The organism is Variovorax paradoxus (assembly GCA_016806145.1).
Lineage (GTDB): Bacteria > Pseudomonadota > Gammaproteobacteria > Burkholderiales > Burkholderiaceae_C > Variovorax.
This window is the reverse complement of the sequence record CP063168.1, coordinates 148,874-169,141: the sequence shown is the minus strand read 5'-3', so window position 1 is coordinate 169,141 and position 20,268 is coordinate 148,874. Positions and strand designations below refer to the sequence as shown.

Below are 20,268 nucleotides of genomic sequence, written 5' to 3'. Positions count from 1 at the left end.
TAATTCGGTTTCCATTCATGAAAAACGTTATCGTCTTCAAGGCGCTTCCATCCGACCAGCTTGAACGCCTCAGCGCCGTGCATCACGTCACCGTTGCGGACCCTCAAACCGCACCGGACGCGTTCTATAAGGCTCTTCCCAAGGCTCAAGGCCTGATCGGCGCGAGCTATCCCATCACGGCGGAGCTACTCGCCAAAGCGCCTTCACTAGAGGTTATTTCCAGCGCCTCGGTGGGCGTGGACAACTACGACCTGGCGGAGTTGGAGCGACGCAATATTCTCCTGTGCCACACACCCGGCGTTCTCGACGAGACCGTCGCGGATACGGTGTTCGGACTCCTGATCGCAACCAGCCGACGCTTTGTCGAATTGTCCAATCTGGTACGAGAAGGCCGATGGCCACGCGAGTTCGGCGAAGATCTTTTCGGCTTTGACGTGCACGGTAAGACGCTTGGGCTAATTGGCTTTGGGCGCATTGGCCAAGCCATCGCAAGACGCGCAGCCCTCGGTTTTGGCATGAAGGTGCACTACCACGTCCGCCGAGAGGTTGATCTAGCGAAGCAAGCCCCTGAGTTGGTGGGCAAAGTCGCTTACGCAACCCGCGAAGCGCTGTTGGCTCAATCTGACTTTGTTGTCGCGATGCTTCCGCTCACCGAAGCAACGCGAGGGTTAATCGATGCGCAAGTCTTCAACTCAATGAAACCTGGAGCGATTTTTATCAATGGCGGACGAGGTGCAACAGTCAGCGAAAACGCGTTGCTCGCGTCCTTGGACAGCGGCCGTCTTCGCGCAGCGGGCCTGGACGTTTTTGCAAACGAGCCGTTACCTTGGGAATCGCCTCTACGATCACACCCCCGCGTGACGCCTCTGCCTCACATCGGTTCGGCAACGCACGAAACACGACACGCAATGGCGGCGCTTGCGACGACAAGCTTGCTACAAGCGCTAGCAGGCGAGCGGCCTGCTGCTGTATTCGATACCCGGGGAACTTGACTCACTGCTGGTGTGCGTCAACGCCCCAGTCTTTCCTCTACACCGCAATCACGCCGGAAGATCTTTCAGGCACGGACAGCGCAGCTTACGACTCAATCGCAGTTGCTTCATGTTGTCAATCATTGCAGTCTTCCACTCTCACGTGAGCGCCCAGCAATTCCATCCGGGCCGATTCGGGGTTGTGGACGAAAACCTGGACTCAAAACCAGTCCAAGTTTTTATCCGCACCCCCAGGGTTCTGGATGGAAATCAGCAGCCGGGGATAGGACCGCTCAGGATCGATTGGGGATGAGGAGCTTCTGATGCGCCGCAAGGTGTCAGAATTAGTGCGGGACAACAGCCGTCCGAGAGATTCAGCCTAGACCATGGCAGCGAGAAGCTGAGGCATGTCGCAGTGAAGTTCGACGCCTTGTTGGGCGTTGTGGAGTGCATTCAGCGCGAGCGTGCGCCCGATCGCAACTTCCAGCCTGTCGCTGGTAGCGGAATAATGGGAGCCAGCCCCTTTTTCGTAGCCAGGTAAGTACTGCCGAAGCCGCTGTAGCGCCTCCGAACGAGAAATCGGATGCCGGATGTCTTCAAAATGCAGCAACAGCCAGATCTCAAAGCAGGGGACAGAAGCAATCGCCACGAAACGGACTAATTGTCGGAGGTCGTTGCGCAGGGTGTTGCTGATCGACGCGGCCAGTTGAAGAGCAACAACATAGTTTTGATGCTCGTCCCGGTCGAATACCGCGAAGATCTCGTCGAATGCTCGCGGCTCGATCTTCCTGTGCGAATCACCTTCCTCAAAGAGTTGCTTTGCGTACCTGACAACATTCAGAGGATCGGTACCAAACGCCGAGGGCATGATTTGTACGTTTGCCGCCTGCAATTGCCGAGCGCGTCTGACTTCTTTGAGATACTCAGGCTCAGTCTTCTCGCCTTCGCAGACGATCAGCACGCGCTTTCCCGCCCCTCTTCGCGCCTGCTCCCTTCGCTTTAGCTTGCTGGCCTGCCGATGCCTTGCACTGTTGTCCGCGCCCATAGCAGTCGTCAGCCCCGAGCGGGAGTAGTTGGAACCGCGCGGGGATCGCGATGGGCCAAGAAATTGCGGACGTCCGCGGCATTGTTACCCGCGGACTTTACTGCACGACGCAAGCCATCCTCGTCGATGCCAAACGACCCGGCCCAAAATCGCACCTCATGTGGCTCGTTGAGATTGATTCGTATGCGATCCGACTGAGTGGCATCTCTCACTTGTGAGAAGAGATCAACATCGACCGTGGGGGTTCCGCCATATCGGCCGGAAACGTAGCCGCGCTCGAGTGCTTCACCTTTGCGTGGCATGTAGTCGGTCAGAGGGATTAACTCCGAGTTTTGGCCGCTGGACTTTTTTGCAAGCCAAACTTGATCGCGCCTCAAAAGTCCGTATGCGTCTAGGAGGGAGGTATCGTGGGTTGTGAAGATAAGCTGAGCCGCTCGCCCCCCAACTCCATCTACCTGAAAGAGTTCGATGATACGCCGGCAAAGCAAGGTGTGCATGCTGTTGTCGAGTTCATCCACGACCAAAACTTTGCCATTTCTCAGGATATCGATCAGAGGGCCAGCGAACAGAAAGAATCGCTGCGTTCCCAGAGATTCCTGTTCGAGCAGAAATTTCGTGACCGCACCCGACGCCGATCGATGACTGAAGACAGGCGTCTTCTCATCTCTGTCCTCAAATGCAACCGTGCCGTCTTTGTGAAATTCGACGCTCTTGACTTTCTGTTGAGTGACATCGACCTCACAAATTCCGAAGTCGGCTGCGTTCAAGAGGTCGAGGATGAGCTTGTGGTCTTGCGAGGATTGCAATTTTTCCAAGGTTGATTCCGCCGACAGCGACTGACCGGCAGCTAGGACAACAATGTCTTCGGTAATCCAGCGAAAGATTGGTAGTAGTTGCTCACTGTTGAGCTGTGCCGCGGTTGAGAGGAAGAGGGCGTTCTCACGCGTTGCCTCTTGCCACAACTCTTTCTTTCCTTTCAAAAAATCGCTGTTGCGATACACGTACTTTTGAGCTTCATGGTCATAAGTGCGGATGAACCAGGTTTGCGGCTTGCTGGAGACATAAACTAGCAGCCACTCTTCCAAAATACGGGTCTCATCGTGTTTGAACCCGTACTGATGTCTGACTCCCTCGTGCACGAAGGTTAGTTCATACTCGGTGAATTCGCAGAGGCTGTCTCCCAGCACAAACGGCTGATAAGGTAACTGCTGGCCCGGTTTAAATCGAGCGGCGGAGGCAGCTACCAGGTGCTGCATGCTCGAAAGCGCGAGGAGAACGTTCGACTTGCCGCTCCCGTTGGCTCCTAGGATCGCGACGGCGCGAAGAAGGCGATCGACCCCCCGCACCTCCGTCTTCACCGTGTTCGTATTGATGAACTGTTTGTCGGCGTTGGCAACCATCGACAAGACGACCTCCTCCTGAATCGACCGAAAGTTGCTAGCGCGGAAATCGATCAGCATAAAGGCCTCCAAAAACGACATTTTTGCACAAAATCTGCAAAATCGGCCTGCATAGAGTAAATATGGCCTGCGAACGGTGCCGTTCGTGAAGGCGGGCGAGCGCAATCCCTACAGGCACTCGCATAACCCGTAGAGGCTCGCTGCTTCACGGCTGGCGAGGCCTGAAGCAGTCTGCCAAAGGGCGACGGGAGCGGCGTTCATGGCGGTTCCTTTGGACTGAGTGCGGCAAAGCGCCCGGACGCGCGCCCTGACAAAAGCGTGGGAAGCCTTTAGTGGCGGTACTTCGACCCACTTCGGGGCCATAAAAATAGGCGTGCTCGCCGTCCCTAGGCAGCGCGGCAGGGTTTCAGGACTGCGCCCCGGCCGTGCAAGTGTCACGAAGCGCCCAGTTGGCCGAGGCGAGCGAAGCAAAGCGACCGCATTTGGTTCAATAGCTTCGGTACGGCTTTGCTGCGCGAGGCTGTCGAACCAGGGCGGAGTAGCGGTGCGGCGGCGAAGGCGAGAGCCCAAGCACTTTGTGAGATCCGCACGCGCGCGCGTCGAATATTTTCCACACCTGTTCCATGGAGCGGCCGGGCTACGGGATGGTCTGGGATGCGGATGCGGTGAAGCGCTATGCGCCTTGCTCGACAGCGCGCCTCGCGTGAGATACGGCGCAAAATCAGTGTAGCTGGCTCATTGGCGTGAACGCCATGTCGCGCCTCGTGGCAGAGGCAGCTGATTCAAAACGCTGCGTGTGCGATGACTTAGTTCTCCTGCAGAAGCTGCAGCGACACGACGGGGCGATAGGTCAGGCGGGAATTGACGTTGACCCGACGCTCAAGCCTCATCTCTCGGTCATCGAAGCTCAGCACCAGTTCGTCGCAAAACGATGTTTCCACGAATCGTAGTTGGGCAACGAAGCGGTCCGGCGCCGCCCAAGCACCCGCCGCGATGACGCGCATCGAGCCGGGTTCGTAGCCATGATGGAGTGCCGCGCCGCTCAGTGTCGTCTCACTTTCGAGCCAGTCGTCGAGTCCCACTTGAATCAGGTGATCGCCGCGCGCGTCTTCGATGTGGAGTCGACAGCAAACGGCGTCGAACGCGAGTCGAACAGACAAGATGCCGTCGTCGTTGGGCGATGCGACGTACCTCTTCCCATGAACCAAGGCGATCGTGGGTGAGTCCTGGCGTAGGTGTGCCGGCGGCGATGCGCGGCAAGCCGAATGGTCCGGCAGTATGGGGGCCGGGGCGTTTGTTCGCAGTCCGGGAACGCCCACCATCGACAGGGCGCCTGGGAAATGCCGCCAGATGACGGAGCGCAATGTTTCTTCGCCTGGCGGCGTGGCGCTGGTGATGGCGACGACTGCATCGTGTTCCGGAAAGACCATCGCGAACTGTCCAAACACGCCGTACGCATAGAAGCTGTTGCTCGGCCCTGCCCACCAGTGGTAGCCATACGGATTGCCGCGCAAGGGCGACGTAGCGCGGCGGATCCAGTCAGCCGGCAGGAGTTGCGCTCCGTTCCATTGGCCCTCGTTCAAATGCACGATTGCGAGCTTCAGCAAATCGGAAGTGGTGCAACTGATCCCATTGCCGCCCGGATTGACGTTCTCGGGACCCATGTCCCACTGCAACCCACGAATACCCATTGGCTGCAAGAAGCGCGACTGCAGGTAGGCGTGCGTGCTCTGTCCCGTGGTCTGGGTGATGATGGCGGACAGCATGAAGCTCGTCGCGCTCGTGTAGCGGAACGTCGTGCCTGGCTCGAAGACCACCGGAATCTTGAAAAACTCCGCGATCCAACTTGTGGAGATGCTTCGCCATTGGGCGCCAGACGTGCCATGGCCGTGACCGCAGGTCTGCGTGAGCAGGTCTTCGACCGTCATGCGCGCGAGGCGGGCGTCGGCTGGCTGAACCAAGTGTTGCGGGCAGAAATCGACCACGCGATCCTGCAAGCCGAAGCGGCCTTCGGCCAGAGCAATGCCCACCGCGGCTGACAAAAAGCTCTTGGTGGCCGAATGCATCATGTGAGGGCGGTCGGCGCGGTATGGCCACCACCAGGACTCGGCGATCACGTGACCTGAGTGCCACACCATGAGGCTGTTAAAAACGACACCGAGCCTCTCTGCGTCTTCGATGAAAGCCTCGATGGCCCGTGGGTTCAGGCCCTTTTCCTCAGCGCGGGCGCGTGGAAGGCCATCCTGAAACGGCGCATTGGGCGTACAGATGGGGTCGCTGGTCCAGTCAGTCAACCTGCGCTCCCGATTCGCGCACCACAGGCGCCCACTTGGCGATTTCCGCTGACAAGAAGCTTGCGAGCGCTTCGCTGCTCCCGCCCGCAGGCTCACCGCCGGAGCGATGGATGAAGTCGATGAACGAGGGGTCGCGAAGCATGTCGTTCACCGCGCGGTTCAGGCGCTGCACCACGTTCGGCGGCGTGCCCGTAGGTGCGAACAGCCCGGACCACACGCGAGACTCGAAACCGCTCAGCCCTTGCTCGATGAAGGTGGGCACCTCCGGCGAGGAGGGCAGGCGGGTGGGGCTGGTGACGCCGATCAAACGCACCTTGCCCTGTCGGGCCTGTGGCAGGATCGACGCACCCGCGTCGAATGCGCAATCGATGGAACCCCCCATCAGGTCCTGAAGCACGAGGGGAGAGCCGCGATAGGGAACATGGGAGATCGACAGGCCTGCCCGCTTCTTCAGCAGTTCCATCGTGAGATGCTGCGTCGTCCCGCTGCCCCCAGAGCCGTAGTTCAGCTTGCCCGCCCGTTCCTTCGCGTATGCGATGAATTCCGTCACGGTTTTTACCGGTACTTCGTTGTTGACCGCAAGGTACAGGAAGCCGTTATTGATCTGAATCACGGGAACGAAGTCCTTGACCGGGTCGTAGGGCATCTTCCTGTACAGCGAGGGATTGATCGCCATCTGGCCTCCCGATGACATCAGCAACGTGTAGCCATCCTTGGGCGCATTCTTGACAGTCTCGCTGACAATGAAGCCGTGCGCACCGGGCTTGTTTTCGACAAAAACGGACTGGCCGAGGGCTATAGACAATCGCTGCGCGATCTGTCGTGCGCTGGCATCGGTGGAGTCGCCTGCGGGCGTGCCGGTGAGCAGCCGTACTGCACGGCTGGGCCACGCGTGCTGCGCGAAGGCGCCCAGCGGCAAGCCCAGGAGAGGCGTCGCGAGGGAGCGGAGGACAAGGGCTCGGCGTGAAATTGGGGAGCGATTCATGGCGTTCATAGGGGCGGGAATCGGTGGTGGAGGTCAGAGCTCGATGGACAGAAGTCGGACGTACTGCTGCCCTCCGTGCATGTCGCGCTCAAGGACTCCCCCTTGCGGAACCTTGCGGGGAAACGAGAGCTTCAGCACATCGAGATCTGGAACCGGAAAGCGCTTGACGGCGGAAGACTGGATACCGAAGACGCGCGCTACAGCCTCGGGCTGAAGCGCGAGAGCATCGACGTGCTGGGAGTAGGCTTCGGCATCCTTGAAGAAGAGATCTACGGTGATCCAGAACGGTCCGGCGTTCTTCGAACGGACGTGTCGACAGACATCCATCAGCTTAGGCATGGGCTTTCTCTCCGAGGTTGATGAAGGTGGTGCGGACCAGCTCGCGCGGATCGTCTACCTCGATGACATGGTTGAGGCGAAACTCGTAGACCGCCCCGCGCTCGATCTCCGCCGGTGAAAAGGGAAAGGCATAGCTCGGTAGCTCTGCTTCCCGGTGCACGGGCATGTGGAAGAACAACGGATTGCAGGTCTTGGCGATCTGTGTCGCCATATCCTGCGTTGCCGCGGTCGCAACGAACAGCAATCCAATCTCCCGCGGGACAAAGTCCTCCTCGATGCCAGTCACAGCATTCCATCCATAGGGACGCAATGAAATGTCATAGCTGCCCGCGGCGGCACCCAGGGTCTCCTCCACCCTCGCAGTCAATGCCTGATGCATGCGCGAGAGAAAGGGCCCAAGATCGGCGAGAGGCTTGGGATCTTGGATGCCCGTTAGCATGATCGTCTGGTACGCCGAGGCGGCGGCCCCTTCCAGTTTCATCGTGTAGGGCGTGCGAACGAAACGCGACCCTGTCACGCGAACGCTGCGCTCGTCGAGCGCCCGATAGCTTGCTTGCGACACATCCAGTACGCCGCCGGGCTCCGTCAGCAGGAACGGGTCGCTGTTTTCGTAGAGCATGTGCGCCGATACGGTGTACGGCGTGCACCGGTTGCTCGAACGCAGGGGCTCCACATCGAAGAAATCGACGCCGACACGCACCATCACGCCGCCTTCACGTGGGCTGGTTGCGCACAGCCCCCCACACTCGGCGATCTTCCCCGCGTGCCAGGCTGCGCCTTCGCTCATGCCCCTCATCAGCGGAACTGCCGCCAGGACGGCGGTGTCGGTGGTGCGCCCCCCGAGGACGATGTCCGCGCCCGCCTCGAGAGCGGCCACGTAGGGCTCAGGCCCCATGAGAGCGACGATGTGATCGCACTGCACGAAAGCTGACGGGTCGACCGTGGTGATCGGAGGGAGTGGGCGGATGGCCTCGCGCTGCGCAGCGCGCTGCATCTGCGCCGGCGCCTGTTCTGAGTACAACAGGGCGATGCGCGGCTCAAGTCCCTGTTCCTGCGCGATCTCCAGTGCTATGTCACGCGTCCAGTCGACGGCTTCGTCGCAGCCGGAGGTGCCGCACGAGCCGATCAGCAGTGGCACCCTGGAGCGCGCCTGAGCGCGCATGAGGATGGCGAGGTCTGCTTTGATGGCGGCGCGCGAGTATTTGCATCTGGCTTGCGCGAGGTATGCCGGGCCACTGTCGGTGGATCCGGCATCGCAGGCGATCGCATGGGCGCCAGCCGCAAGGCCGGCGTCCACGTCTTCAGCTCGGATGCCAGCGCCGAGGGCGCCGGTCGGCACCAGGACATTTATGGTGGAGGAGGAAATCATGCACCTAGCGTAAACAAAATTCCATTGGTCGTCAAATGGTATACCACCTGCATGCAGATGGTCCGACGGCGGTGGGATACTTCCAGGATGCCTTCGAAGTCGCCCGTGCCAGCTGTGCCCGATGTCCTTGAACACGCTGACGCCGAGGACGCTCAGCCGCTCTCCGAGCGCGCGCACCGGTCGCTCATGGCCATGATCCTCAGCGGCGAGTTGGCTCCGAACGAGGTCATTGCGGAGAGGCAGCTCGCGCTTCAACTCGGCATTTCGCGGACCCCGCTGCGCGAGGCTTTCCGGCGCCTCGAGGGCGAGCGGCTGTTGGAACGGCAACGCTCCGGAACGCTTGTGGTGCGGGCATTGCCGATCGAGGAATACATCAGCATCCTGCATGTGCGACGCGTGCTTGAAAGCGAGGCTGCAAGCTTGGCCGCAGGTCGCATCCCATCCACCGAACTTGAGCGGCTGCGCAGCCGTGCGCACGCGGTGCTAGGTCTGCCACCGGGTGCTGCTGTGCCGGAGGCTCAGGACGACGAGGATTTGCACACGGTGATCGCTGCGGCAGGGGGCAATCCGGTCCTGGAAGAGATGATCCGAAACCTGCGCACGCGTACGTCGATGTTTCGTTTCGGCCGTTTGCCGTCGCGCCGGCATGACGTCATGCGGGAGCACCTCGCCATTGTCGAAGCGTTAGCCACCGGAGATGCGAATGCAGCGCGTAGTGCGATGGAGCAACACATCGACCAAGTGCGCCAGACGATCATCGCAAAACTCAGTGGTCAGTATCGCAGTCTATAAAAATGCGAGTCCGTCGGTGCCGGCGTGTGGAAACTGACCCCGAGAGATACCTACTGCTGGCCGCCCTCAACTCGTGGAGTACGTAGCCTACGTCGGAGTACAGCTGCAGGCCAAGTGAGCCGCGCTTGTCCGGTCAGGATGGGATGACTGGACGCTCACCTGGGATATGCTCGCATCGACAAAATGCGAAAAGGCCATGCGAGGAGCTGAGTACTTTGAATTGAGTGCGTTTATAGCCGTGCTGGAGCAGGGAAGCTTCCAGAGAGCGGCTGAGCAACTGCGCCTTAGTCCCTCGGCCCTCAGTCAGGTAATCCGAGGGCTTGAAAAGCGGGTCAACGCACGTTTGCTTAACCGTACGACTCGAAGTCTCTCGCCCACCGACGCTGGTGCGCGCTTGCATGCTCGCATCAAGCCTGCCTTCGGCGAAATCAACGCAGCCGTCACGGACCTCGGCAACTTGGGCGGCTCACCGACTGGGACGCTTCGCCTCCACCTGCCTAGGCTGGCGGCTCGCGTATTCCTGGAACCTTTGTTCGGGCGCTTCCGAAGTGCTTACCCGGATATCGTCCTGGACGTTACTGTGGACGACGCGCTCGTCAACATCGTCGAGCACGGGTTCGATCTGGGCATGAGGCTGACCGAAGAGCTGGACAACGATGTCGTGGCGCTGCCGGTGGGCCCCCCCATGCGTTATGTAGCCGTCGCCTCACCAGCTTACCTTGCAGAATGTGGCGCGCCTTCAAAACCACCCGATCTTCTGACTCACCGCTGCATCAGCTGGCGTCAACACGGCAGCGGCGGCGTGGGGAAGTGGGAGTTCCGCAAAGGAAGGCGTACGCACTCGGTTGCCGTCGAAGGGACGCTGGTCGTGTCGGAACGCAACTTGGCGCTTTCAGCGGCGCTCCAGGGCGTTGGCATCGCTTTTATCGCGCAGCAGCTTGCAGCGCCCTTCATTGCAGATGGCTTGCTGATCGTACTTCTTGACGACTGGTCCCCACCTCGCTCGTGCTGGAACGTGTACTACCACAAGCAGCATCACACACCTCGGACAGTGCGAGCGTTCCTCGACTTCGTCGATTCTGTCAGAAAATCAACAGAATGATTTTGAATTCTGTCTCATTGTTTTGAGACGGCTGTGGCTGAATAATTCTCTGCAAAGGAGACAGCCACCATGAAGAGGATGAAGAATCAAGGCAGTTCACGCGGCATCCAGGCCGAGATGAACGCCGTGGACAAAGCGATCAATGTCGATGCGCTTCGGTTGCGCAGCGGCCTGTTCGGCGACCTTCCTCATCCTTTCTCGCGCTGATAGCTCACCCTCCGCCCACGCACAGCACTGCCGGTGCTGGGTGCGCGACGTCGGCTCGTCCGGTGCTCGCGATCGATCAAGACCCGACCGAAAGCATCCCTATGTCCTCGAAATCCCGAAAAGTCATCGTCACCTGCGCCATCACCGGCTCGATTCATACGCCGAGCATGTCACCTCACCTGCCGATCACCCCCGAGCAGATCGCACGCGAATCGATCGCGGCGGCGCAGGCCGGGGCGAGCGTGGTGCACCTCCATGCGCGGGATCCGGTCTCCGGCGTGCCGGTCCAGGACCCCGCGTTGTTCCGGGAATTCCTGCCGCAGATCAAAGCCTCCTGCGACGCCGTCATCAACTTGACGACCGGTGGATCGACCAGCATGACGGTGGAGGATCGCCTGCAGCCAGCGCTCCAGCTCAAGCCGGAGCTGGCTTCCCTGAACATGGGGTCGATGAACTTCGGGCTGTATCCCATGCTGACGCGGTTCGGCGAGTTCAAGCACGACTGGGAGCGCTCCTACCTGGAGAACTCGGCAGGCATCGTCTTCAAGAACACCTTCCGCGATATCCAGTACATCCTCGAGTCCTGCGCCGACAACGGCACGCGGTTTGAGATCGAGTGCTACGACATCGGGCACCTCTACACGGCAGCGCATTTCCTGGACCGCGGGATTCTCAAGGGGCCGCTGCTCATCCAGTCGGTGTTCGGCCTGCTTGGCGGCATCGGTGCGCATCCGGAAGACGTGGCCCACATGAAGCGGACGGCCGATCGCCTCTTCGGGGACGACTATCTCTGGTCGGTCCTTGGTGCCGGACGCGCGCAGATGCCGATCGCCGCCACGTCGCTCGCCATGGGCGGGAACGTTCGTGTCGGACTCGAGGACTCGCTGTGGGACGGCCCCGGGCAGCTGGCCCGCAGCAATGCCGACCAGGTGCGTCGCATCCGAACCATCATCGAAAGCTTGTCGCTGGCGGTGGCAACCCCCGACGAAGCACGGCAGATGCTAGCGCTCAAGGGCGCCGAGAAGGTAGCGTTCTGAGGCCCATGCCACCATGAAGGTCTGTGTCAACGGTCGAAGCGTAGAGTTGACGAACGCAACGTCCACGAAGGCGGCGTATGCGCTGCGGCACGAGCTCGGCCTGTGCGACGTTCGCATCGGATGCGGCGAGGGGTACTGCGGCGCCTGCACCGTGCTCGTGGATGGCAAGCCAACCACGAGCTGCGATCTGCCCCTGTGGGCGTTGGAAGACAAGAACATCACCACTGTGCGCGGATTGGGCTCGCCAGAGCGCCCGCACGCCGTGCAGTCCGCCTTTGTCGAAGAGCAGGCGGGCCAATGCGGCTATTGCTTGAGCGGCATCCTCGTAACTTCGGCTGCGCTGCTCGACACGGGGCGACCCCTAACGGAAGGCGAGATCCGGGCCGCGTTGGATCGCCACCTGTGTCGTTGCGGAGCGCACGGGCGGATGGTGAAGGCGGTGCTGCGGGCCCAGGCAACCCTGCGGGAGCAAGCATGACCGCGCAGGCCCGCGGATTCTCGCAGGGGAGCCTGGAGAAGAACCCGTTACTGAGCCAGTGGCTGTCCCTCGAACACGATGGCGTGGTCACCGTGAAAGCCGGAAAGGTCGAGATCGGGCAGGGCATAGGGACCGCGCTTCGGCAGGTCGCTGCCGATGAGCTGTGCGTGAGCCTCGACCAGGTTCGCATGGTGCCCGTCAGCACCGAGACCAGTCCCGACGAAGGCGTGACCTCCGGCAGCTACTCGGTGCAGCACTCGGGGGCGGCGATCCGGCACGCTTGCGCGACGCTGCGTGAAGTGGCGATGGCGATGTACTGCGAGCGCTTCGACCAGGCTGCGCATGCCGTGTCCATCCGCGGCGGCCGGTTCGGATCGTCATCGTCGGATGCGACGAGCAGCTACTGGCAACTCGGAGTCCAGGACCTTCTCGCGCAACCCGTCTCGCCGACGGCGCCCACACGGCCGATGGCCGATCTGGAACTGGTCGGCAGCCCGGTTCAACGCGACGACCTCACGCGCAAGATCTTCGGCCAGCCCTCTTTCATCCAGGACATGGTCCTGCCACAGATGCTACACGGGCGCGTCGTCCGCGTGGCCAATCCGGGGGCACGGCTGCGGGACGTCGATATGGACGGACTGCGCGCCGCATGCCCGGACGTCACGGTGGTGCGTGACGGCTCGTTCCTCGGCGTACTGGCACAGCGCGAGGAGGCTGCGATACGCGCCGCGACGCAGCTGGCCGCGCTGGCGCATTGGGACATCCCCGCCTCGCTCCCGGACTGGGGCACGCTCGTGGACTACCTGCGCCGCGCTCCCTGCGAGAAGAGGGTCGTCGCCGAGCGACACGGGCAACCCGATCCGGGGCACGTCGAGTCCTCCAGGTCTTTCAGCGCGACCTACGCCAGGCCGTTCATCGCCCATGCGTCGATCGGGCCATCGTGCGCGCTAGCCAGGTGGACGGACGAGTCGCTCGACGTCTGGACGCACAGCCAGGGAATCTTCAACGTGAAGGCCGACCTGGAGGTCTTTCTGCAGCGCAACCATGCCGACGCGAGGCCTGCGAAGGTGGCCGTCCATCATGTCGAAGGCTCCGGATGCTATGGGCACAATCCGGCGGACGACGTCGCGTTCGACGCCGTGTTGCTGGCCCGGGCCGCCGCGGGACTGCCGGTGCGCGTGCTCTGGTCGCGTGCCGACGAACTGAGCTGCGGTCCTCTGGGTCCGGCCCATCTCGTGGATATCAGGGCGGACGTGTCCCCCCAGGGGCAGCTCGTCGCGCTGGAGCACACGATCTGGTCGAACGGGTACACCTCTCGACCGGGCCGCTCGGCCGCCGGCTCACTCTCTTTTCTCGCTGCGAGCGAGATCGAGAACGGCTTCGCTGCGCCGGTGTCGCTCGACCCTCCCGCGAGTGCAGGCGGCGGCGCAGACCGCAACGCGGTGCCCCTATACGACATCCCGAACATCACCGTGGTGGCGAACAGGTTGCTCGAGATGCCGATCCGGGCATCGGCCATCCGGGCGCTCGGCGGTTACACGAACATCTTTGCGATGGAGTCGTTCCTCGACGAAATCGCGGCGGAGACTGGTCAGGACCCCGTCGCGATCCGGTTGAAGCATCTGAGCGATCAGCGCGCGAAGGAAGTCATCGAGCGGGCGGTGGAGGGCGCGCCCTGGTGGAACGACCCGCGTCCTGAAGGCATGGGACGAGGCCTCGCCTACGCCCGGTACAAGAACACGGGCGCATGGTGCGCCGTGGCGGTGCGCCTGCTCGCCGAGGAGAGTATCCGGGTGCTGGACGTCTCGGTGGCCGTGGACGTGGGCATGGTGGTCAACCCGGACGGGGTGCGCAATCAGATCGAGGGGGGCGTGATCCAGAGTTGCAGCTGGACGCTCAAGGAGTCGGTGCAGTTCTCGCGCACCGAAGTAACCACGCGCAGCTGGGAGGACTATCCGATCCTCGGTTTTTCGGAAGTTCCGAAGGTGGAGGTTTCGCTCATCGACAGGCCCGATCAGCCTTCGGTCGGGGCGGGGGAGGCGGCCCAGGGGCCCACTGCCGCGGCCATCGGCAATGCGGTCTTCGACGCGCTCGGCATTCGGATCCGGGAGGTGCCCATCACACCCGAGCGGATCCTTGCCGCTTTTTCGAGTTAATAACAGGAGACATTGACATGTGGAAGAAGATTCTCGTGGCCGCGGGCCTTGGGCTGCTGGCACTGTGCGGGCCGGCGTTGGCGGCCGACTATCCGGAGCGGCCGGTCAAGCTGATCCTGCCCTATCCGCCTGGCGGAAGTTTCGACGGACCCACGCGCATCCTGGCGGAGCGACTGGGTCGCGCGACAGGGCAGCCTTTCGTGGTCGAGAACCGCGGGGGCGTGGGCGGCACGCTCGGCGCTATGGAAGTGCGACGCGCGACGCCGGACGGCTACACCGTGCTCGTGAGCTCAGGCGCGCTGCCGATCGCTTCCGCCTTGGCGAAGAAGCCGCCGTTCGATGCCGCGAAAGACTTCCGGCATGTCGCCACCTTCGCCTCGGTCCCGCTGGTCGTGGTGGTGAACCCCAAGCGGGTGCCGTATGGAAGTTTCAAGGCGTTCATGGAGGCCTCCAAGGCGTCGCCCGGAAAGTTCGCCTACGCATCGGCTGGCAACGGCTCGCCGGCGCAGCTGGGTGCCGAGCTCATCAAGGAGGCCTTCGGCGTGGACTGGATGCACGTGCCCTATCGAGGGACAGGGCCCGCACTGGCGGACCTGATCGGTGGCCAGGTCGATGTCTCCGTGGTCGGGCTCAGCTCCGCGATCGGACAGATCAAGAGCGGCGCTTTGAAGGCACTGGCTGTGACGACCCGCGCGCGGGTGCCGCAACTGCCAGACGTCCCCGCTTTGGCGGAGCCCAGCCCGGGCTTCGAATTCGAAACCTGGCTGGGCTTGTCGATGCCCGCTGGCACCCCTGCGGACGTCGTGCGACGGCTTGGCGAGACAGTCGAGAAGGTCATGAAGGAGCAGGAGCTTCAATCGCGCCTTTCCGACGCCGCGGTCACGCCGCTGTTCAAGAACGCCGCAGCGACGGAGGAGGCGATCTCGAAAGAGATGGAGGTGTATTCGCGGTTGGGGCAGCGCACGCACATCTCCATCGATCTTTGAGCCGCTCGAGCCACATGATCATCGACGAAAGAACCTACACGCTCCACTCCGGCAAGGCGCCGGAGTACCTGAAGATCGTGGAAACCCAGCTGCTGCCGCTCCAACGCGTGATGCTCGGCGGCTTCATGGGTTACTTCCACACGGAGGTCGGTACGCTGAACCAGGTGGTCCATCTCTGGGCGTACGACGACATGGCCGACCGGGAACGGCGACGCGCACGGTTGGCAAGCCACCCGGACTGGTCGTCCCAGACGGCCCTGGTGCGCCCGCTGATCGTCACGCAGCGCAACCGCATTCTGGTCGCGGCTGCCTTCAGCCCCATGGTCCGGATGTACAAAGAGCAACGCCAGCCCTTGCCGGACCTCCCGAGCTGAGGCGGCGACACGCTGGCGACCCATCGATCCACGTCACAAGGAAGAGAACATGCCAACCTATACCCGAAGTCTCGCAGACGATCTTCGGCAAGACTCCGACATCCACTTCAGGCTTGTCGACAACGTCGCCTTTCTGATGATCGACCGGCAGCCGGAAAACAATCGCCTGACGCCGGCCTCGCTGGCGCACATCGCCCAGATCGCGCAGACCCTGGCTGTCGATCCACGCACGAATTGCGTCGTCGTTTCGGCGGAAGGGGTCGAGCACTTCTCGTCGGGGATCTTCAACGCCGAGCTGCGTGCGGGCTACTCGAAGGAAGACATTCTTGCCATCGTCAAGCTGGCCAACGACGCATTCGACGGGCTGCAGGCGCTGCCGCAGATCGTCATCGGGGCCCTCAATGGGGCCGTCCGCGCCGGTGGCGGGGAGCTGGCGCTGGCCTGCGATTTCAGGCTATGCGCAGACCATGCGTCGCTGGCCTTCCATGAGACCAGCTACGGCTGCTTTCCCGGGGCCGGAGCGCCGGTCCGTCTGACATCCATCGTCGGCGCGGGCCGGGCACTCGAGATCATGGCAACGGGGCGGGAGGTTGCCGCGGACGAGATGCTGCGCATCGGTCTGGTAACCGAGATTGTGCCTTCAGGGAAGTTGCAGGCCCATGCGTCAGGCATCGCGGCGCAAATCGCGGCCAAGGGGCCACTCGGGCTAAGGGGCGCGAAACGTGTCGCACAGCTGCAGGTCAGCGCGGGAGACGCAGCCGCTCATCAGCTGTCATGGGCTCTTCGAACCTCTTTGGAATACAGCTATGACGTTGACGAAGCGTTAGTAGCCTTTCGCGAAAAGAGAAAGGCATCGTACCTAGGTCGATAAGCAGAGCACCGACAATAAATTATTCGGAGACTAAAAAACCATGCTATTAAACACTCCCCCTTCACGCAATAGCTCAACCCTCACGAGATTTTGGCAATGGGCCCTTTTGGCTTGTGCGACTGCATTTGCAGCGGCGAGCGTCGCCCAAAGTTTCCCCAATCGTCCCGTCCGAATCGTTGTGCCATTCCCGGCGGGCGGAATCGTGGACATTACAGCTCGGAAGGTTGGGCAGAAGATGGCTGATGACCTGGGCCAGCCTGTAATCATCGACAATCGCCCCGGTGCTGGAGGCACCATCGGCACAGAATTTGTCGCCCGATCACCGGCGGATGGGCACACCTTGCTGATGGTGTTCGACACCCATGCGGTTAATCCCTTGATCTATCCAGGTCTGAAGTACGACACGTTCAAGGATTTTGCGGCTATCTCCTTGGTTGGGAGGGTGCCGCTTGTATTTGCCACCTACCCCAAGGCTTCTTTCAATGATCTGCAGGGCTTTGTCAAACAGGCCAAGAAGGAGCCAGGCAAGCTGTCGTACGCCTCGGTTGGGGCCGGAAGTTCAGGCCACCTGCTTATGGAGCAGTTCAAGATGCTGAGCCAGATCGACGTGCTGCATGTCCCTTTCAAAGGAGGCGCTCCAGCGCTCAGTGCCCTGATGGGCGAACAGACCGATTTGCTTGTGTTTGCGGCAGGCGCAGCCGTCCCGCTGATCCAGCACGGAAAGATAAAGGCATTGGCCCTGACAGGGGACCATCGGACAATGACGCTGCCCGCTATTCCCACCACCGCTGAGGGAGGCTTTCCTCAACTCAACTCAAGTGCATGGATGGGGCTGGTTGTCCCGGCGGCTACTCCAGTTCAAATTATCGACAGACTTCAATTATCTGTTTCAAGAGCAGTTAGTGACGCCAACGTTGCCGCTAGCCTTAAAGATCAAGCAGTAGAACTTGAGGCGTCGACGCCAAAAAAATTTGAAGCGTTCATTCGTTCAGAACACCAGCGGTGGAGCAAGATAATTTCCGATGCGAAATTGGATCTTCGGCAGTGACGATCTTTCTGCACTTTCTGATTTGGACGGCGACAACGACTCCCGCTGCACAAAGATCGCTTAAGTAATTTTAGGCTGAGTTTTAAATCCAGAGCCGAGTATCAACTCAGTAGTCGCGCTAGGGACTGGACGGAGTTAGCAAATCGACAGCGATCCCGTAGCACCTTTGGCGAGAAGGATAGGCGCGCTGAATCGCCCCGGCTTTGAACTGACCCCCAGAAGTTGGACGGTTGGGAGCTAGCATCTCGATGCCTGAGTTCGGTACTGCACCGGGCTCAGGCTATTGAGTTTGAGCTTGATGCGATCATGGTTGTAGTAGTGAATGTAGCCGCGTAGGCCGGTCTTCAATTCTTCAATGTCGGCGAATTTGTTGAGGTAGAAGAACTCGGACTTGAGCGTACCGAAGAAGCTCTCCATGGCGGCGTTGTCCAGGCAATTGCCTTTGCGTGACATGCTTTGCCTCAGCCCGTGAGCGCTGAGTTGCTTGCGGTAGGCAGGCATTTGATAGTGCCATCCCTGATCGGAGTGCAGCAGTGGCGCAGCGGCCCGTCCCTTCAGCTTCGAGAGCGCCTTCTTGAGCATGTTCCCTACAAGGGAGTACAGGGGTCGCTCCTGCATCTCGAAGGTCACGATTTCGCCGTTGTAGAGGTCCATGACAGGTGACAGGTAAAGCTTTGCGCCGCGGACATTGAATTCGGTCACGTCAGTCACCCATTTCTCGTTCGGCCGCGCTGCGTCGAACTGGCGATCAAGCACATTCGGCGATGAGACGGACTCGCCCCGGTAGGAGCGATATCTCTTCGGCCGAACCAGCGACTTCAGGCCGAGACCGTCCATCAACCGCTGCACGGTCTTGTGGTTCACCGCCTGGCCCGACTGACGCAGCTCGGCTGTGATGCGCCGATAGCCGTAACGACCCTTGTGACGCTCATAAACGGCCCTGATGCGCGATTTCAAGCCCGCGTGCTTGTCACCGGTCTCCAAGACCTTAACTTGGTAGTAAAACGTGCTGCGCGACAAGCGCGCCGCGGTCAACAGAACCGGCAATGGGTAGTCTGGCCTCAGTTCGAGAACGGCTTGCGCTTTTTCTGCGCAGCTTGCCGATTGGCTCGAACCAAGGCCTCCAATTTTTTTAGGTAGGCTACCTCCGCGCGCAGTCGTTCAACTTCTTCACGCAACGCACGGTTCGAGCTGGCGCTGTCCGTGTCCAGCAGCTCTGAATTCTGCTTGCCAGCCTTCATAGTGACCTGCCCGGTTTCTCCGAGACATTGATTTCTAGGAAGATGGCTCCCGCCCGAAGAGGAGCCCATGAAGAAGAGTCGATTCACGGAAGAGCAAATGGTCACGATCCTGCGCGAAGCAGATCGCACCACGGTGGCCGAGGCCGCCAAGAAGCACAAGGTCAGCGACGCCACCATCTATGCGTGGCGCAAGCACTTCGGCCAGATGGAGGCAGCGGACGTCAAACGGCTCAAGGCCCTGGAGCTTGAGAACAGCCGCCTGAAGAAGCTGCTTGCCGAGCGGGATCTGGACATCGAGATCCTCAAGGAGATCAACACAAAAAAATGGTGAGCCCGCTGGCGCGGCGCGAGCAACTGGCCTTCGTGCGCGCACGGGGCCTGAGTTTGCGTCGTGCCTGCGGGCTGCTGGGCATGTCGCGGGCCACGCCCAGCTACGAGCTGCGCCTGCCGGCCAAGGATGCACCGGTGCTCGCGGCGATGAAGGAACTCTCGGCCTTGTACCCCCGCTACGGCTACCGCCGCATCCGCGTGTTCTTGCGCCGCCGTGGCTTCGAGTTGAGCTGGTCGCGCACGCATCGCTTGTGGCGCCAGGCGGGCCTGCTGGTGCCCAGGAAGCGCCCGCGCAAGCGCATCGCCTCGGTGCGCCCACGCATCCACACACCGTTCAAGGCCAACATGGTCTGGGCCTATGACTTCGTCTTCGACACCACGGCCAGCGGCCAACAGATCAAGTGCCTGACCGTCGTGGATGAATACACCCGCGAGTGCCTGGCCATCGACGTGGCGGGCGCCATTCGCTCCAAGCGCGTGATCGAGGTGCTGTCGCGCCTGGTGAGCCTGCATGGGGCGCCGCTGTTCATGCGCTCGGACAACGGGCCCGAGTTCGTCAGCCAGGCCATCCTGGAGTGGATCTCGGGCTCGGGCATCGCCACCGTGCTCAACGATCCGGGCAAGCCCTGGCAGAACGGCACCGATGAGAGCTTCAACGGCAAGTTCCGCGACGAGTGCCTATCCATCGAGTGGTTCCGCTCGCGCCGCGAAGCCGCTGTCCTGATCGAAGCTTGGCGCAATCACTACAACGAGGTGCGTCCGCACAGCAGCCTGCAATACTTGACCCCGGCGGAGTTCAAACAGCAACCCCGCCAAGACCTGCAACCCGCCGTCTTCTAGGAAAAACTGTCTCGATTAAACCGGGCAGGTCAATAGAATGCGCCTTTCTGCTGCCCTCGAGTGCCGCGGCACCGCCGCCATCGAAGGCGCGCCGCCATACGACAACCTGGTTCGGATTGCGAATATCGTAGATCGCAGCAACCTGCCGGCTGGAGAGCCTCTCACGATCTTGATGCGCCAGCACTTGGAGCTTGAAATCAGCAGTGTAGGCGCTGCGTTTTGGCTGCAGGCCGGCCACTCCGTGCAGCCGATAGTGGCTGACCCAAGTCCGAATCTTCTCCTCGGACACTGACCAACGCCGCGCGAGCAGCTTCGCGCCGCCGTCTCCAGCCAGAAAGCTCTCAACCACCTTGAGCTTGAACTTTGTTTCGTACTTCCTCATGGAACCCTTTGAAGTTTGTCC

At 61.2% G+C, this 20,268-nt stretch carries 19 protein-coding genes and 1 pseudogene; 12 read left to right on the top strand and 8 right to left on the bottom strand.

The genetic code is table 11. The features are described 5' to 3' along the window. Nucleotides 1-17 precede the first annotated feature (17 nt). A complete protein-coding gene (locus INQ48_43255) occupies nt 18-992 on the top strand; it encodes a D-glycerate dehydrogenase (GenBank protein QRF63224.1) in 975 nt (324 codons plus the stop codon). Nucleotides 993-1,350: 358 nt separating this feature from the next. Here the strand turns inward: INQ48_43255 and INQ48_43250 are convergent, their stop codons facing one another. The 6 genes from INQ48_43250 to INQ48_43225 form a co-directional block, all read right to left on the bottom strand. Next, nucleotides 1,351-2,016, bottom strand: coding sequence for an RloB domain-containing protein (locus INQ48_43250; protein ID QRF63223.1), 666 nt, complete (start codon nt 2,014-2,016; stop codon nt 1,351-1,353). 8 nt (nt 2,017-2,024) lie between these two features. Next, nucleotides 2,025-3,476, bottom strand: a complete 1,452-nt coding sequence (locus INQ48_43245) for an AAA family ATPase (GenBank protein ID QRF63222.1) — start codon at nt 3,474-3,476, stop codon at nt 2,025-2,027. Between the two features lie 746 nt (nt 3,477-4,222). Beyond that, complete coding sequence (locus INQ48_43240) at nt 4,223-5,710, bottom strand: serine hydrolase (protein QRF63221.1); 1,488 nt, start codon at nt 5,708-5,710, stop codon at nt 4,223-4,225. After that, complete coding sequence (locus INQ48_43235; protein ID QRF63220.1) at nt 5,703-6,695, bottom strand: tripartite tricarboxylate transporter substrate binding protein; 993 nt, start codon at nt 6,693-6,695, stop codon at nt 5,703-5,705. The genes INQ48_43240 and INQ48_43235 overlap by 8 nt, the downstream gene beginning before the upstream one ends. 33 nt (nt 6,696-6,728) lie before the next feature. Then, nucleotides 6,729-7,034, bottom strand: a complete 306-nt coding sequence (locus INQ48_43230) for a DUF4387 domain-containing protein (protein ID QRF63219.1) — start codon at nt 7,032-7,034, stop codon at nt 6,729-6,731. After that, entirely contained in the window at nt 7,027-8,403 is a 1,377-nt protein-coding gene (locus INQ48_43225; GenBank protein QRF63218.1) for an acyclic terpene utilization AtuA family protein, read from the bottom strand. Before INQ48_43225 ends, INQ48_43230 begins: the two co-directional genes overlap by 8 nt. A 186-nt stretch (nt 8,404-8,589) precedes the next feature. On the opposite strand from INQ48_43225, the gene INQ48_43220 reads away from it, so the two are divergent. The 10 genes from INQ48_43220 (at nt 8,590) to INQ48_43175 (ending at nt 17,454) form a co-directional block, all read left to right on the top strand. Then, nucleotides 8,590-9,195 carry a GntR family transcriptional regulator gene (locus tag INQ48_43220; GenBank protein ID QRF63217.1) on the top strand — a complete coding sequence of 202 codons (606 nt, stop codon included), beginning with the start codon at nt 8,590-8,592 and terminating at the stop codon, nt 9,193-9,195. A 196-nt stretch (nt 9,196-9,391) separates the two neighbouring features. Then, nucleotides 9,392-10,297, top strand: coding sequence for a LysR family transcriptional regulator (locus INQ48_43215; protein ID QRF63440.1), 906 nt, complete (start codon nt 9,392-9,394; stop codon nt 10,295-10,297). A 69-nt stretch (nt 10,298-10,366) separates the two neighbouring features. Further along, on the top strand, nt 10,367-10,504 hold the full coding sequence (locus tag INQ48_43210; GenBank protein ID QRF63216.1) for a hypothetical protein: 138 nt from the start codon (nt 10,367-10,369) through the stop codon (nt 10,502-10,504). A gap of 101 nt (nt 10,505-10,605) precedes the next feature. Next, the gene (locus INQ48_43205) at nt 10,606-11,541 is read left to right on the top strand and encodes a 3-keto-5-aminohexanoate cleavage protein (protein ID QRF63215.1); all 936 of its coding nucleotides are present in this window, start codon (nt 10,606-10,608) and stop codon (nt 11,539-11,541) included. 13 nt (nt 11,542-11,554) lie between these two features. Beyond that, nucleotides 11,555-12,019 carry a 2Fe-2S iron-sulfur cluster binding domain-containing protein gene (locus INQ48_43200; protein QRF63214.1) on the top strand — a complete coding sequence of 155 codons (465 nt, stop codon included), beginning with the start codon at nt 11,555-11,557 and terminating at the stop codon, nt 12,017-12,019. Then, a complete protein-coding gene (locus tag INQ48_43195; GenBank protein QRF63213.1) occupies nt 12,016-14,175 on the top strand; it encodes a xanthine dehydrogenase family protein molybdopterin-binding subunit in 2,160 nt (719 codons plus the stop codon). Before INQ48_43200 ends, INQ48_43195 begins: the two co-directional genes overlap by 4 nt. A gap of 17 nt (nt 14,176-14,192) precedes the next feature. Then, complete coding sequence (locus INQ48_43190) at nt 14,193-15,161, top strand: tripartite tricarboxylate transporter substrate binding protein (GenBank protein ID QRF63212.1); 969 nt, start codon at nt 14,193-14,195, stop codon at nt 15,159-15,161. Between the two features lie 14 nt (nt 15,162-15,175). Beyond that, a complete protein-coding gene (locus tag INQ48_43185; GenBank protein ID QRF63211.1) occupies nt 15,176-15,535 on the top strand; it encodes an NIPSNAP family protein in 360 nt (119 codons plus the stop codon). Between the two features lie 49 nt (nt 15,536-15,584). Beyond that, entirely contained in the window at nt 15,585-16,406 is an 822-nt protein-coding gene (locus INQ48_43180; protein ID QRF63210.1) for an enoyl-CoA hydratase/isomerase family protein, read from the top strand. A 235-nt stretch (nt 16,407-16,641) separates the two neighbouring features. Further along, on the top strand, nt 16,642-17,454 hold the full coding sequence (locus tag INQ48_43175) for a tripartite tricarboxylate transporter substrate binding protein (protein QRF63209.1): 813 nt from the start codon (nt 16,642-16,644) through the stop codon (nt 17,452-17,454). A 237-nt stretch (nt 17,455-17,691) separates the two neighbouring features. Here INQ48_43175 and INQ48_43170 read toward each other — a convergent pair. Further along, nucleotides 17,692-18,632: pseudogene (locus INQ48_43170) on the bottom strand (IS3 family transposase). Between the two features lie 130 nt (nt 18,633-18,762). On the opposite strand from INQ48_43170, the gene INQ48_43165 reads away from it, so the two are divergent. Next, nucleotides 18,763-19,865, top strand: a protein-coding gene (locus INQ48_43165; protein ID QRF63208.1) for an IS3 family transposase whose coding sequence is annotated in 2 segments (ribosomal slippage) — nt 18,763-19,009 and nt 19,009-19,865 — 1,104 coding nt in all. Because the reading frame shifts where the segments join, the coding sequence is not laid out codon by codon here. Here INQ48_43165 and INQ48_43160 read toward each other — a convergent pair. Continuing rightward, entirely contained in the window at nt 19,822-20,247 is a 426-nt protein-coding gene (locus INQ48_43160) for a transposase (protein QRF63207.1), read from the bottom strand. The genes INQ48_43165 and INQ48_43160 overlap by 44 nt on opposite strands. Nucleotides 20,248-20,268: the final 21 nt, after the last annotated feature.

Bases quoted from the DNA above. Each gene is read 5' to 3' on its own strand.
- INQ48_43255 (QRF63224.1), top strand. From the start codon at position 18: ATGAAAAACGTTATCGTCTTCAAGGCGCTTCCATCCGACCAGCTTGAA.
- INQ48_43185 (QRF63211.1), top strand. From the start codon at position 15,176: ATGATCATCGACGAAAGAACCTACACGCTCCACTCCGGCAAGGCGCCG.
- INQ48_43205 (QRF63215.1), top strand. From the start codon at position 10,606: ATGTCCTCGAAATCCCGAAAAGTCATCGTCACCTGCGCCATCACCGGC.
- INQ48_43160 (QRF63207.1), bottom strand. From the start codon at position 20,247: ATGAGGAAGTACGAAACAAAGTTCAAGCTCAAGGTGGTTGAGAGCTTT.
- INQ48_43235 (QRF63220.1), bottom strand. From the start codon at position 6,695: ATGAATCGCTCCCCAATTTCACGCCGAGCCCTTGTCCTCCGCTCCCTC.
- INQ48_43245 (QRF63222.1), bottom strand. From the start codon at position 3,476: ATGCTGATCGATTTCCGCGCTAGCAACTTTCGGTCGATTCAGGAGGAG.
- INQ48_43250 (QRF63223.1), bottom strand. From the start codon at position 2,016: ATGGGCGCGGACAACAGTGCAAGGCATCGGCAGGCCAGCAAGCTAAAG.
- INQ48_43195 (QRF63213.1), top strand. From the start codon at position 12,016: ATGACCGCGCAGGCCCGCGGATTCTCGCAGGGGAGCCTGGAGAAGAAC.
- INQ48_43225 (QRF63218.1), bottom strand. From the start codon at position 8,403: ATGATTTCCTCCTCCACCATAAATGTCCTGGTGCCGACCGGCGCCCTC.
- INQ48_43200 (QRF63214.1), top strand. From the start codon at position 11,555: ATGAAGGTCTGTGTCAACGGTCGAAGCGTAGAGTTGACGAACGCAACG.
- INQ48_43230 (QRF63219.1), bottom strand. From the start codon at position 7,034: ATGCCTAAGCTGATGGATGTCTGTCGACACGTCCGTTCGAAGAACGCC.
- INQ48_43210 (QRF63216.1), top strand. From the start codon at position 10,367: ATGAAGAGGATGAAGAATCAAGGCAGTTCACGCGGCATCCAGGCCGAG.
- INQ48_43180 (QRF63210.1), top strand. From the start codon at position 15,585: ATGCCAACCTATACCCGAAGTCTCGCAGACGATCTTCGGCAAGACTCC.
- INQ48_43190 (QRF63212.1), top strand. From the start codon at position 14,193: ATGTGGAAGAAGATTCTCGTGGCCGCGGGCCTTGGGCTGCTGGCACTG.
- INQ48_43175 (QRF63209.1), top strand. From the start codon at position 16,642: ATGGCTGATGACCTGGGCCAGCCTGTAATCATCGACAATCGCCCCGGT.
- INQ48_43220 (QRF63217.1), top strand. From the start codon at position 8,590: ATGGCCATGATCCTCAGCGGCGAGTTGGCTCCGAACGAGGTCATTGCG.
- INQ48_43215 (QRF63440.1), top strand. From the start codon at position 9,392: ATGCGAGGAGCTGAGTACTTTGAATTGAGTGCGTTTATAGCCGTGCTG.